Annotated in this window: 17 protein-coding genes; 3 read left to right on the top strand and 14 right to left on the bottom strand. The window is 60.4% G+C overall.

All coding sequences use genetic code 11. The features are described from left to right. Positions 1 to 170: 170 nt before the first annotated feature. The 4 genes from ASE71_RS24695 to ASE71_RS24710 all read right to left on the bottom strand — a co-directional run bounded on the left by ASE71_RS24695 (position 171) and on the right by ASE71_RS24710 (position 3,563). Positions 171 to 986, bottom strand: a complete 816-nt coding sequence (locus tag ASE71_RS24695) for a phage tail tip lysozyme (RefSeq protein ID WP_156400750.1) — start codon at positions 984 to 986, stop codon at positions 171 to 173. A gap of 127 nt (positions 987 to 1,113) precedes the next feature. Then, the gene (locus ASE71_RS24700) at positions 1,114 to 2,109 is read right to left on the bottom strand and encodes a DUF5309 domain-containing protein (RefSeq protein WP_060520918.1); all 996 of its coding nucleotides are present in this window, start codon (positions 2,107 to 2,109) and stop codon (positions 1,114 to 1,116) included. A 185-nt stretch (positions 2,110 to 2,294) separates the two neighbouring features. Beyond that, positions 2,295 to 3,245 carry a hypothetical protein gene (locus ASE71_RS24705; RefSeq protein ID WP_060520917.1) on the bottom strand — a complete coding sequence of 317 codons (951 nt, stop codon included), beginning with the start codon at positions 3,243 to 3,245 and terminating at the stop codon, positions 2,295 to 2,297. An 81-nt stretch (positions 3,246 to 3,326) separates the two neighbouring features. Beyond that, positions 3,327 to 3,563, bottom strand: a complete 237-nt coding sequence (locus ASE71_RS24710; RefSeq protein ID WP_060520932.1) for a hypothetical protein — start codon at positions 3,561 to 3,563, stop codon at positions 3,327 to 3,329. A 269-nt stretch (positions 3,564 to 3,832) separates the two neighbouring features. On the opposite strand from ASE71_RS24710, the gene ASE71_RS24715 reads away from it, so the two are divergent. Both ASE71_RS24715 and ASE71_RS24720 read left to right on the top strand, forming a co-directional pair. Further along, complete coding sequence (locus ASE71_RS24715; protein ID WP_063891253.1) at positions 3,833 to 4,240, top strand: hypothetical protein; 408 nt, start codon at positions 3,833 to 3,835, stop codon at positions 4,238 to 4,240. Positions 4,241 to 4,466: 226 nt separating this feature from the next. Further along, the gene (locus tag ASE71_RS24720) at positions 4,467 to 4,763 is read left to right on the top strand and encodes a hypothetical protein (RefSeq protein WP_060520915.1); all 297 of its coding nucleotides are present in this window, start codon (positions 4,467 to 4,469) and stop codon (positions 4,761 to 4,763) included. 9 nt (positions 4,764 to 4,772) lie between these two features. On the opposite strand, the gene ASE71_RS36280 is transcribed toward ASE71_RS24720, so the two are convergent. Then, positions 4,773 to 5,522, bottom strand: coding sequence for a hypothetical protein (locus ASE71_RS36280; protein WP_060520914.1), 750 nt, complete (start codon positions 5,520 to 5,522; stop codon positions 4,773 to 4,775). A 64-nt stretch (positions 5,523 to 5,586) separates the two neighbouring features. On the opposite strand from ASE71_RS36280, the gene ASE71_RS24730 reads away from it, so the two are divergent. Beyond that, the gene (locus ASE71_RS24730) at positions 5,587 to 5,988 is read left to right on the top strand and encodes a hypothetical protein (RefSeq protein ID WP_156400748.1); all 402 of its coding nucleotides are present in this window, start codon (positions 5,587 to 5,589) and stop codon (positions 5,986 to 5,988) included. Positions 5,989 to 6,026: 38 nt separating this feature from the next. On the opposite strand, the gene ASE71_RS24735 is transcribed toward ASE71_RS24730, so the two are convergent. The 9 genes from ASE71_RS24735 to ASE71_RS37105 all read right to left on the bottom strand — a co-directional run. Beyond that, entirely contained in the window at positions 6,027 to 6,308 is a 282-nt protein-coding gene (locus ASE71_RS24735; protein ID WP_060520912.1) for a hypothetical protein, read from the bottom strand. A 116-nt stretch (positions 6,309 to 6,424) separates the two neighbouring features. Next, positions 6,425 to 7,579 (bottom strand): amidohydrolase, encoded by a 1,155-nt coding sequence (locus ASE71_RS24740; protein ID WP_060520911.1) that lies wholly within the window; start codon positions 7,577 to 7,579, stop codon positions 6,425 to 6,427. Positions 7,580 to 7,822: 243 nt separating this feature from the next. Further along, positions 7,823 to 8,053, bottom strand: a complete 231-nt coding sequence (locus ASE71_RS24745) for a hypothetical protein (RefSeq protein WP_060520910.1) — start codon at positions 8,051 to 8,053, stop codon at positions 7,823 to 7,825. 221 nt (positions 8,054 to 8,274) lie between these two features. After that, entirely contained in the window at positions 8,275 to 8,430 is a 156-nt protein-coding gene (locus tag ASE71_RS37435; RefSeq protein ID WP_156400747.1) for a DUF6258 family protein, read from the bottom strand. Between the two features lie 59 nt (positions 8,431 to 8,489). Next, a complete protein-coding gene (locus ASE71_RS24750) occupies positions 8,490 to 8,888 on the bottom strand; it encodes a DUF6258 family protein (protein ID WP_060520909.1) in 399 nt (132 codons plus the stop codon). Between the two features lie 658 nt (positions 8,889 to 9,546). After that, entirely contained in the window at positions 9,547 to 9,936 is a 390-nt protein-coding gene (locus ASE71_RS24760; protein ID WP_060520907.1) for a hypothetical protein, read from the bottom strand. 45 nt (positions 9,937 to 9,981) lie between these two features. Beyond that, a complete protein-coding gene (locus tag ASE71_RS24765) occupies positions 9,982 to 10,701 on the bottom strand; it encodes a hypothetical protein (RefSeq protein WP_244496937.1) in 720 nt (239 codons plus the stop codon). Beyond that, the gene (locus tag ASE71_RS37100; RefSeq protein WP_060520906.1) at positions 10,698 to 11,048 is read right to left on the bottom strand and encodes a hypothetical protein; all 351 of its coding nucleotides are present in this window, start codon (positions 11,046 to 11,048) and stop codon (positions 10,698 to 10,700) included. The genes ASE71_RS24765 and ASE71_RS37100 overlap by 4 nt, the downstream gene beginning before the upstream one ends. Continuing rightward, positions 11,030 to 11,240 (bottom strand): hypothetical protein (locus ASE71_RS37105; protein WP_244497384.1); only part of this gene is annotated, 211 nt, incomplete at its 5' end. The genes ASE71_RS37100 and ASE71_RS37105, both read right to left, overlap by 19 nt.

The following is an 11,240-nucleotide window of genomic DNA, read 5'->3' on the forward strand; positions in this document are numbered from 1 at the left end:
CAACCCGTTGTTCACTCGCAAAACTTGTAGAACATTAAGCGAACAAACACAAGGCATCGTTGAGAAGAAATCGTATCTTTTACCCGGCACAACCAACCACAGTTGCACAATTCACACGGTTCCGCTGTGACACGACCGTCCTTCGGCAACGGCCACACCCTTGATGCCGCCTAGCGCCGCCAGGGTGGATCTGAGATGGGATTGCGCATCGGATTGGCAGGGGGAACGGGTGTCTCGACAGAGTAATCCGGAAGTCCCAGAACCCGCCGCGCCAACTCTTGACGTTCGGCAAGCTTCATCTTGGCGGGGTTCGGACGCTCGTACTTGTCGGCGACGACGAAGGTGGCGTTGTCGATATCCTTGGCAATCGACAGGGGCTCCCGCACCCCCTGCTCGCCGTTGAGAAGTTCGTGCTTTATGAAGCCGTAATTCGCCTCGTAGGACTCATGCGGCAATCCACGGTCGTCTGCCCATTTGAAGAAGGCCTCCCTGCGATCGTCCCACTGCGGATAGCCGTAGGCGTTTCCGTTGACTCGCCCATTTTGCCACAGGTTGCCGAAAGTCCGACCAAAGCCACCGCTCTCATGGTCGAAGTTTCCAATGAGGGCGGCGGCATCCTGTTCGGTCATCATCAGGTCCCTCTGCAGATCCCGCTTCAGACGCAACGCAATGTTGTCCGAGAGCTTGTCATGCGGCGTAATCGCTTGGAGGCGGTCCGTTGACACCTGGGGTTCCTTGCTGAACCGGGTGGTATCCGTCAACGCACCGCGAAAGTGCATCGGCGCCTTGCGAATATCTCCGCCCATGAGTTCGCTCGGCGGCGGGTGCCGGAATTGCGCCCCCTCGCCGCGAGGTGCCTTCGCACCTGCAATAGGCGCGCTGCTCATCAACGCCGGGTTCTCGTCAAAATACTTGATTGCCTCTCGAACGGATTGAATTCTGACGGGCAATCCCATCGAGTTCAACGGGTTGTCTTGCTTGGCCAAATTCCACCTCTTTTGCGTCGGTTTCGTTCTACGCGCGTTATTTGCAAGCATCGCCACTCGCACCGCTGACGAACGAGAGCGGCTCCTTGGAGCCGCTCAAGCCGCACCGCGGTCGGTTCCAGGCCAATCAGCTCGCAGCGCTGAGCCCAAACAAGTCGGCCGCAACGCCCAAGCCCTTTTCGTTGTGCACCTTCAGCGTGCCTTCGCCGATGATCACGCCCTTGTCGGCGTCGCCGGTCTTGGCTACCGCCTTGTCTTCCTGGATGCTGCGCAGCCAGAGGAAGGAGAGCATGTCGGTGTCGAGGAAGTAGGCGTTGCGCGCGAGCTTCGCACTGCCCGCCTGCACCCGGTTCGGGTGGATCATCACGGTGCCGAACGGGCCCTCATAATAGTCGGCGGTCGCCACGATCGTGTTGCGCTCGCCGCCTTGCGAGACGGCGTAGCGGAACGGCGCGACGTTGGCGTCGGACATGAAGGTGACGAACACGCTTTTGACGTAAGGCGAGACCGAGACATGGCGGAAGTTGGCGCCGTTCTGGTAGCCGGTCTGCATCACCTGGTCGAGGATCGCCTTGGTGAAGGGGCGCTGCGTGCCGTCGGTCGGCGCCACCGTCAGCCCCGTCGTCGGGTTGTAGCCGCCATTGGCCCCGCCTGCCCCGCGCGAAACGTTGGTGGTCAGCCAGGTCGGCAGCGAGCCGAGCTCACGCGTCGCGCCTGCGACCGAAGCATTGGTGTCGGCGATGGCGAATTCCAGGTCCTTGCGGATCTCCACGCCCTTCTTCAGCTTCTGGTACTTGCGCTTCTGCACGTTGCCGGCTTCCGCCACCACCTCCTGGGTAGCGGAGATGATCCAGTCCTTGCGGAGAATCTGGGTGTAGTTGCCGAGCCTGGTCGGCGCGATGATGGCACCGAAGGTGTATTCGTCGCCTTCCTGGCGAATGTTCTCGCCGGGGGCGGCCAGTTCGTCCGTCTCCCATTCCGGGTGGTGCGTGTTGCACTTGCCCTTTTCGATCAGCGAATAGATCGGCGTATCCTCGGGCGTGATGCGGGAAACGACGTCGGAGAGATCCTCGCGGTTGCCCACGGCCTGCGAGGTCGTGAAGGTGTTTGCTACGACAGCCATGATAGTGTCCTTGATTGATTGAGATAGGTCAGCGGCGCCCGCGCCGGAAAGGCACGCGCACTGCGAGATCAGTTTTGGTCGAGCAGGAGCTGCAGCACCCGGACAGAAGCCAGTTAAAACAATTGATTAAAGGCGTTTCCGGACTCTGTTTCTGACGCGCATCGAACGATGCCGTCCGCCACCGGTCAGTCGAAGTCGACGCCCATCGCATCGCGGATGGAGCCGCTTTTCGAAAGCCGCTTCATCGCTTCGCGGCTCTGGCGCGGCGCCTGTTCGGCTCTCGCCGCCGGCCTCGGCCGCGCCACCGGCGCCGGCGCCCTCTGCAGCTTGCTCATCGCCCGTTTCTTCGCCTGCTCGGCGGCAAGACCGAGGCGGGCATAGTGCGCCAGCTTGAACAGCCGATGGTCGGTCACTTCCCGCACCTCGGCTTGCGAAAAGCCAAGCGCTTCCGCCACATCGAAGGCGCCGGAAAAGAAGGCGAGACGCCCCTCCGTGTCGGCCGTTTCGGGAAAGGCTTCGATCAGCTTCAGGTTTTCCTCTTCCAGCTGCTCGTCGCTCGCCGCCTCGGAAAACGCCTCCACCACCGTTGCCGGCCCCTCGGCGATCGAAAGGATCTCGTCGATCCTTTGAAGCCCCGCCTGGTGCAGCGCCCATTGTCGCCGATATCCGTCCGGGTCGAGCGCCGCCATATGTTCCGGCGGCTCCGGTGGGATCTGGCTGGCGAGAAGATTGGCAAAGGCGTTGGCCGATTGCGCCACCCGGTTTGCCATGCCTTCCAGCGCCCGCCCGCGATTGGCGATGTCCTGCGTCTTGTGGCGGTAGTCGCGGTCGCGCATATAGCCGAGCTTCAGCTCGGAAAACGGCACTTCCTCGCCACCCTTGAGCACGACCAGAAAGTCCGCGTCTTCGTTGGCCGCCGCGTCCTCGTCAGGATCGGCCGGCTCGTCGTCGGGATGTGCGGGGTCGTCATAGCCCCGGTCATCAGCGGTTTCTGCGCCGTACTCGCTCACCCCTCCCTGCTCCGGGTTGGCCTCGTCTTCAGGCTCCCAGAAATCGAGATCGGCATCGTCAAGCCCGGTCGCGGGGTCAACGGTTTTGCTCCCGCCAAAAGGCAGGTTGGCACTATCGTTCGTCATGGCGTGACCTTTTTAGATAAGAGAAGCATTCACGCGGTCGTTGCCGCAAAAGTGGAATGCCCCAGTGAAAGCGCTTGCCCGTCAGGCGGGTGCGCCCTTGCCGTCAGCCCTGGCTTGTTCCGTCAGGAACTTGAGCTTGCTGCGGAAATTTCTAATCGCGCGGGCCTCGGCCGCATAGGCCGCCCGGCCGGTATCGTCGGTGAGGCCGGCATGGATGCAGCCATTGATCGCCGCCCATTCCAGCTCGCTCATGATGTCTTCGAAATAGGGCACGTCGAGAATGGCGCGCGCAGCCGCTGCCCGTTCCTCTGGTTTCATGCTTTTGACCTCGGTTGGAGAGCGGTAACTTTCGATCGAAATTTTGCGTCGAACGCTGCCTTGATTCTGCTTTTGTTCCGCGCTACCGCTGTGCGAATGGGAGCGATCTGCCACCCTAGGTCACACTCGCAATTATCAAACGAAAATGCCTGCCCAGCCATTTCAGCATCAAAGGCCTCGGTCCGGATTGCCCATTCCGGCGCAAGGCCTGAGCGCAGCGGAGGGCCGACACCAGTCACAGACACGCGCGTCTATAGAACGAGGAACCCATGATAAGATTATCGAGCTTGGGATTGTCAGCCCTGCTTCTGGCCGCAGCGGTTTCGCCCACCTCGGCGAGCGGCCAGTCGGGACAGCCGCGCGTCCTCGTCAAGGCCTTCCTGCTCAAGGCCGACAAGACCTTCGATCACGCGACGAACTGGTGCGGCGATGACAGCGTCTGCACCCTCACGGTCGGCGATTACGAGGTCGGCTTGGGTTTCTTCATGAGCGGCAAAAGCTATCGCTTGCGTGTTGCATCCTCGGATGGCGACAAGCCCTGTTGCTATTTCGCGAACGGAAGCGACGAGGCCTCGGTGGCAAGCTTCCGCCCGCACGGCGTAGTGCTCTACTACAAGACAGACGCCGGTCGCCTGAAACTCGGCACACTCTACATCGCGCTCGAAAGCCTCAAGTAGGCAAAACGACCGCTCACTCCCTCCATGAGTCGAGCGCTGTCCTCAGTGAAATGGGCTGCCGTGTCGGGTTCTTCCAGGGCGTAGGAGGGGGCTTGATTCCGCTTTTGTTCCGCGCTACCCATGTACGAAAGCGTGATGGCGAATGCCACTTTACCGCGCATCGAAGTTTTGTTTGCTTTCGCCGTTATCTCGGCGGCAGCGGCTCGACATCTAGGGGATATGCAACGTGAAAAAAGTCGGAGTTGCCCTGGACGCCATCGCTGGGATCGTCCTCGACATTCTCGATATCATCGTCGTCGGCTTTCTCCTGCATCGTGTGGCGCGCGTCCTCGTACCGCTCTTCAGCTTCGGCAGGATAAAGGTCGAAGACCTCTATGCCGCCGGCACCGGCTTCAATTGGCTGGGCCTGAAGCACCAGGAAAACGGCCGCTATCTGCTCAGCTCGGGTATGGGCACACTCCTTGCCGCGCTATTCTGGGTCCTGTGCCTGATCGCTTACCTCGCCGTCACCCGTGGGTTTTAACGAAGAGCGCTACTCGCGCCATCGGCCCTGCGCCTCTCGTAGCGAGGAACGGCCCGGAAATCGGTCATCCCAGAAGCCACCACCATCGGGCGACCGACCGTTGCCAGGTGCCGGTGGCAGGCGCGAGGTCCGTGGCACCAATGCCGACTTCGGGCCACCCTTCGAAGCACGTGGATCGCCCTGATACGCGTCATTCCAGAAGTCCGGGTTCTGACCGAAAATCTCATAGGCGTCGCCCCATTCGTTGCCGAAGTCCTGCGCAATCCTGTCCGCGTAAGCGTTGGGCAGGCCTCTGGCTTCAGCGGCCACGGCTTTCTCTTGTCTTGGCCCCTGCTGCCAGCCGCCAACCGCATCATCTCCCGAGTAACCCCAATAGCCCGGGTAGTCTCGCTCCGCTGGCGTCATGACGCCGCGCGCCACGGATTCGGGAACCGGTCCGCCAAGCATGGCCCCCAGTCCGGCTCCAACTTTCTCACCGAGGTATTGCCCTACCAAAGCGCCCCCGAGCTGGCCTCCCGCTCCGAATCGTTTGGTCAGACGGCGACCCAGCCAACCGCCAACAACCCCTCCGGCCCACTCTCCAGGATCGCTGTGCGCGACCTCTACACCGCCGCCCCCATCACGCGCGTTTGAGCGGTCCCTGCCCAAGTTCGGCAGACGGCGGCTTGCTTCGTCGCCAAATTCTTGCAACTCCCGAACCGTCTGCGCCTTCGGGCCGTTCGCAAAAGTGTCGTAAGGCCGTTTGTTTAATCTATTCATCCGATGCTCCTCTGATATCGACTTCCGTCCGTGGCAAGCCTTCGGCCCGTAGAGCAGAAGTCCATTGCTGCTTGAAAGAATGTCCCGTGTCGGGGCGATAAGGCAGAACATCACCCCTGAAGGGGCCGGCCAACCTCGGCAGGTCGATCTCGCCCCTGTGGCAAAAGACAAGGCACTCCGGGCCATCGCCCACCCGCATCGACAACTCGCCTTCGGCGTGCAAGTGTCAAAACAACGATCTGCCGCAACAGGTGTTCACGTGCCTATAAAATCCAAGAAACTTGAGTTCGTCGAACTGGTGGCCGACTTGGCAATCGGCTTTCTGGTCATACGGTTTGTCGAACACACCTTCCCGGAACAATCGTTCCTGGTCCGGTTGGCGCTCATTCTCCTCATCGGCATGCCGATCGGCTTGGCGGTGCACGCTGTATTGAAGTTTGCGCGAAGAGCATGGCAACGGAAGTAGCTGGCGCTCCTGTCTGCAGCCCGGGCTCTAGCGCCGCTCTATTTACCTGCTCTTTTGGTGCATTGGTTATCCCGCTTGACACAGGCAATCTCCGCCGTCGAGCATTCGGCGACGCCCTGGACGACCGCGCAGTGCGAACATTGATCGGTGAATTCCAGGCAATCCGGATTGGCCTTGATGAAGTCTTGCAGGCTGGCATTCTCGGTCTGCTGCGGCACAGGAACGGCATCGGCGCCGGGCGTGTCCGCCGCGCGAGCTGTCACTATGCCTGCAATGGCAAGCGCCAGGCAAAGCGCGACACGAAAGCTGCACTGCCTCATCCCCTGCTCCTTCCAGACTAACCCCGAAACGACGCGAAACAGGCCATCGGCCGGAGCTGCACAATTTCAAAGAGTGCCGTCACAACGGCCGCCGCGCAAGTGGCCGCCCTTGGCCCTCACCCCAGTTCGTTACGGATCGCCCGCATGAAGACCTTGGCGCCGATACCGATCAGGCCATCGGGAAAATCATAGTCGGGATTGTGCAGCCGCGCGTGGTTTTCGCCGGCGCCGAGGAAGAACATCGCCGCTGGCGCCACGCGCCCGAAAAGCCCGAAATCCTCCGAACCCTTCATTGGCAGCACGCCCTCGCCGCGGTCACGGCTGACGCCCTCCTCGTCCATGGCCCGCTCAAGCGCCGTCACGGCACGTTCCGCATTGCTGCACTGGTGGAACACGTCCTCGTAGCCGATCGTGACCTTCAGCGCGGCAGCACCGGCCTCTTTCGCAACCAGCGCCTCGGCCCGGGCGACGAGATCGGCCATGCGCTCGTCGGTCAGTGTGCGCAGCGTCGCCCAGATCTCGGCATAGCCGGGGCTGATGCCGAAGGCCGCCTCGCCGAGGCGGGCATGCGTCACCGTGACCAGCGTGTAATCCTCGTTAAGCGGCCCGTTGTTGCCAAGCGCCGTCAGCCCGGAAAGCAAGGCGGCCATCGCAAAGGTCGGCGCAATGCCGTCCTCCGGCGTCGAGGCATGCGCGGTCTTGCCGGAAAGCGAAATCTGCATGCCCCGCGAGGCGCAATTGACTGGCCCTGAGCGCAGCGCCGCATGGCCAAAACTTAATCCCGGGAAGTTGTGCAGCGAGAAGACGAGATCCGGCTTGATCTCGTCAAATTTCGGGTCGGCAAGCACCGCCGCAGCACCGGCGCCGTTTTCCTCCGCCGGCTGGAACATCAGGATCGCCCGCCCCTTCGCTGGCCGTATTTGAGCGAACCTTTTGGCAAGCGCCATCAGGATCGTCATGTGGCCGTCATGGCCGCAAAGATGCCCTTTGCCCTTGATCTCCGAACGATGTGCGCTCTCCGAGATCTCCTCGATAGGCAACCCGTCGAGCTCGGCCCGCACCATCACCGTCGGCCCCGGCTCGGGTCCCTCGTAGATTGCTGCCACCCCATGCCCGCCAAGGCCAGTGATCACCGCATCCGGCTTCGTCTCGGCAAGTGCGGCAACGATCGTTTTCGCCGTCTGCCGCTCCTCGCCCGAAACCTCCGGTCGCCGATGCAGGTCGCGCCGAAACGCCGTGAGCGCCTCGAGTTCACGGTCGATCAGAAACATTCATGCCCCTCCGCATTCCAGTTTCCCTGCTCTTAGCAGGTCTCGAAGGGTGTCGCCAATCGGGTGCGTGTTCGGCTTAATCGACCGGGCCGGACAAATAGTCCCTTCTCCGGTAGCAATTTGGCACACATTGCTTCGGCGTCGTAAAGGAGCTTGTCGCCAGGCATCGTCGAGTGAGCCGCCGTCTGTGGCGCCATCGTTTTCATCGTGTTCGGGTTGCATCTTCCACGGCGTGCTCAGATTTCAATCTGCCAACCCGGACAAATAGTTCCTTGCGCGTAGCAGCTTGGCGCGCATTGCCCCAGCATCGCCGCCTTCCGGGCGGTACATGGCAAGCATGCCTACCAAGTCTTGAACATAGTTGTTATCCGGGTAGGCTTCATCCAGCGCGACCTCGATCTCGTTTGCCAAGAGAATGCTGGGGCTCTCTGCGGCGATGAACGCGTCCAGCATAGCCTCAATAGTCTTCTTCATCGGACTATCGCCTTTTCGGATTTATGACCGTAACTGCACGCTTACCCGTTTTTTCGTCAACGACAACCTGTGGCCTTCCAAGCATGTTGCGGTTTTCAACTTCTAGGGTCGAACCTAGCGGGTGGTCGGCTCGACCTACGATACGGGTTGCCCCGTCCAAAACACTATCAACCTCGTCCGGTGACATGATCGCCCGTCCTGGGGGCGGGTTGGCCATTCGATCAGCAAGCGTGGTTCGTAATTTGCCGGCCATTGGGGGTTATGGGCGCTCCGAGATTCATCTGGATTTTCACCTCACCGTTCCAGCCGTCAAGGACGACTGCCTTGCAGGCGCGGTCACCAAGATAGATCGAGTTCAGGAATTCGTCGGGCTTCATTTCACTCACTAGTCTGCCAATGCGCGTCGGCTTCCGGGGTGTTATGTTGCACTGTCGGCTTAGTCCCTGATCCGCGCACCTTCTTCACCTGGCTTCTCGATCGCGACCGCCTTCGCCCGGATAGTGGTTTTCACCGAACCATACGTTCCGGCTTCGTCGCAGAAACCCATATCGAGCATCACAGTAAAGCGACCGCCTTCGAATCCCAGAAATTCGATATCTCCGAAATCATCATTTGGCATGTTGCCGGGCGGATCGAAGGAAATGTGATCGACACCCTCGAAAACCAGGAAGCCATCCACCACGTCTTCAGCAGAGTAGAAATCCCAAGTCTCTCCCCGGACCCGCGATATGGCGTCGATCTGGATCTTCACCTCTTTCCTCCATCCATCGAGAAGAATGGCCTTGCAGGCACGGTCACCCAGATAGATCGAGTTCAAAAAATCGTCCGGCTTCATTTCATTTCCTCAATGGCCAATGCGCGTCAGGGCTATTGTATGGCACCACGTTGCCCCAAACATCAATCGACGCTCCCTGCCCCGACTTGCCTGGACCGGTGCCCTCAAGATGCCCATGACTATGTGGCGTCTTTCTGGCACCGTGCCCCTCAGGATTCAATCTCTGGTAGTTTGATCCATTCGGATAGCGCGTGTGCGTGTCAACTGGATTTCGTCCAGGCACTGTGCTGCCTCCCAACGGCTCGATCATGTTGTTGCCTAGTCCGTCGCCGACGAAGCGCTGGACGGGCCAACCGGTATTGCGGTCATAAACGGAAGCTCTTTGAAGCTCGTCCAGCCGACGCTGCAGGCTGTCCCTCGCCTGCACCGAGTAGGAGCCGAGGCGACGGCGACGTGGAGGTAGCCCATCTACCTTGCTAGCAATCGACGGAGGCTCTCCGCATCGTGGGCTTCGCCCACGTGCTTGTCCATGCGACGGAGCTGCCGATCAAGCTTCGTTGGCCACATGGTTTGTTCCACCTCGCCGAACGGACCGATGCCTCTGATCGCCTCAGTGACGCCCGTGGTGCAACCGGTATCGATAAAATTGGCGGCCGGCGCTCCACCGAGATTGAAGACTCGCTCCGTAATGATCTCCTCCTCTTGCGGCGTCGATGGGTTACGGGACCGCCGGACAAAACCGTCGCACAAGACGGTTTTCCAGGAAAACATAGGTGAGTACGAAGACCAGGTAGTCGGGGCCGATCCAGCTATGCAGGGAATACAGGAACAGGCCCCGCACAAACGACTCGCTGTCGAAAGTGCCATCAGCCACGAATGCCCAATGAAACGCGCGCGCAGCGATCGTCAAAAGCATGAAGACGGTGATGAGCAAGACGCGGTTGCGAAGCGAGACTGTGTGGAGCGGGACAAATGCCACAAGAAAATAGGTCGTGGCATAGGGCGCCATATACCACTGGAAGAAACGCCCGTAGAGCAGTTTCGCAACAAGCAGCATAACCGCATAGCAAACGAGAACGCGGACGGTATTCCATAGCGTGTATTGCATCGGTTCCTGTTGCGCAGGTGAACGTTGAGACCAGCGATTTCTACCCTAGAGATTGCGGCGAATTTGCGCCACCCTGGGTTTAAGAAGCGGATTTAGGGCTTCCTCAGCACACGGCGCAAGCTTTCCAAGTCGGCGGCCTCGTCCATATGCCTGTTCAGACCGCGCAACTGCCGATCCAAGGACAACCGGCCAGTCGGTCTTCTCTACCCCTCGAAAAGGACCAACGCCGCTTACTGCCTCGCTCACAGAAGTCGTGCAACCCGCCAGTCCCCCGCCGCCAATCTCGTCCGCGCGCCGGATGATCTCAGCCTCCTCTTCGGGCGTCGTTGCAAATTTGCGCACGGTTACATTTGGGCCATCACGGAGCTGATACTGCAGATAGTCCTCAGGAGACACTTCCGGTCCATATAGAGCCCGCCCGCTGCCCATTTCTCTGCTCATGTAAGAACCTGACGGATCGTAGAGGAAACGCCCTTCAGGATCGTCGTTGTCGGGAATGATAAAAAGCCCACTGTGCATGTTGTTGCCAAGCAGAGCTTGAATCGGCCAGCCCGTCGGGTTCGTATTGGACATGACATAGGTGTCTGCCACTTCCACACTCTGATCGCTCCCATGCTCCTTCACCCGGTTCGGCAACCGACTGTTGGCCTCCTCGCCGAAGTCACGCAGTTCAAGCGCCGTCGTCGACCTTGGGCCTGTTTCGTACAGATCGTCATCCCGCTTGCCACCAAAGGCGACTGAACCCCGCTTGTTCATTCTGATCATCCCGACATCCCTCCGATATGCGCTGTGCTCAGCGCCGCTCCGCCGGCCATCTCGGCCAGGTTCTGCTCGCGTTTCAGGTTGAGTTCGGCGTCGATCTGGTAGCGTTTCAGCGCCCCGTTCTGCTGGATCTCCGCAAGCTTCAGCTCGCGCTCCATCTCCAGCTTGCGCCTGGCGTTTTCTCCGTCCATGCGCGCCTTCTCGTTCGCCAGCTGCATCTGCATCTGCAGTTGCTGCATGCCGAGGTCAGGCTGCTGCTGCGGCTGCGCCGCCTGCATCCGCCTCTGGATGTCCTCGGGCGTCGGCTTGGTGAAATAGAGGTCGGGCGATTTCAGCCCCGCCGCCTCCACGGTCTTGGCAATGCCGTTGTAGAGATTGTCGGGAGAGACGTAAGGGTTGTCCGCCCGAGCGTCGTCAGCAGCTTTTCCTGCAATTGCTGGATCATCTGGATCATCAGCATGTCGCGCTCGCGCGTGCCCGCACCGAGCCCGGTGTTGACGGTCGCATCCATGCCGGCGTTCCAGTGGCGCGGGTCGAAGGTC

The organism is Ensifer sp. Root954 (assembly GCF_001429005.1).
In the GTDB taxonomy this organism is placed as follows: Bacteria; Pseudomonadota; Alphaproteobacteria; order Rhizobiales; family Rhizobiaceae; genus Ensifer; species Ensifer adhaerens.

What these genes read in the sequence shown, in the direction of transcription:
- ASE71_RS24700 (WP_060520918.1), bottom strand. Translation starts at nt 2,109, where the DNA reads ATGGCTGTCGTAGCAAACACCTTCACGACCTCGCAGGCCGTGGGCAAC.
- ASE71_RS24705 (WP_060520917.1), bottom strand. Translation starts at nt 3,245, where the DNA reads ATGACGAACGATAGTGCCAACCTGCCTTTTGGCGGGAGCAAAACCGTT.
- ASE71_RS24710 (WP_060520932.1), bottom strand. Translation starts at nt 3,563, where the DNA reads ATGAAACCAGAGGAACGGGCAGCGGCTGCGCGCGCCATTCTCGACGTG.
- ASE71_RS24715 (WP_063891253.1), top strand. Translation starts at nt 3,833, where the DNA reads ATGATAAGATTATCGAGCTTGGGATTGTCAGCCCTGCTTCTGGCCGCA.
- ASE71_RS36280 (WP_060520914.1), bottom strand. Translation starts at nt 5,522, where the DNA reads ATGAATAGATTAAACAAACGGCCTTACGACACTTTTGCGAACGGCCCG.
- ASE71_RS24735 (WP_060520912.1), bottom strand. Translation starts at nt 6,308, where the DNA reads ATGAGGCAGTGCAGCTTTCGTGTCGCGCTTTGCCTGGCGCTTGCCATT.
- ASE71_RS24740 (WP_060520911.1), bottom strand. Translation starts at nt 7,579, where the DNA reads ATGTTTCTGATCGACCGTGAACTCGAGGCGCTCACGGCGTTTCGGCGC.
- ASE71_RS24745 (WP_060520910.1), bottom strand. Translation starts at nt 8,053, where the DNA reads ATGAAGAAGACTATTGAGGCTATGCTGGACGCGTTCATCGCCGCAGAG.
- ASE71_RS37435 (WP_156400747.1), bottom strand. Translation starts at nt 8,430, where the DNA reads ATGAAGCCCGACGAATTCCTGAACTCGATCTATCTTGGTGACCGCGCC.
- ASE71_RS24750 (WP_060520909.1), bottom strand. Translation starts at nt 8,888, where the DNA reads ATGAAGCCGGACGATTTTTTGAACTCGATCTATCTGGGTGACCGTGCC.
- ASE71_RS24760 (WP_060520907.1), bottom strand. Translation starts at nt 9,936, where the DNA reads ATGCAATACACGCTATGGAATACCGTCCGCGTTCTCGTTTGCTATGCG.
- ASE71_RS24765 (WP_244496937.1), bottom strand. Translation starts at nt 10,701, where the DNA reads ATGATCAGAATGAACAAGCGGGGTTCAGTCGCCTTTGGTGGCAAGCGG.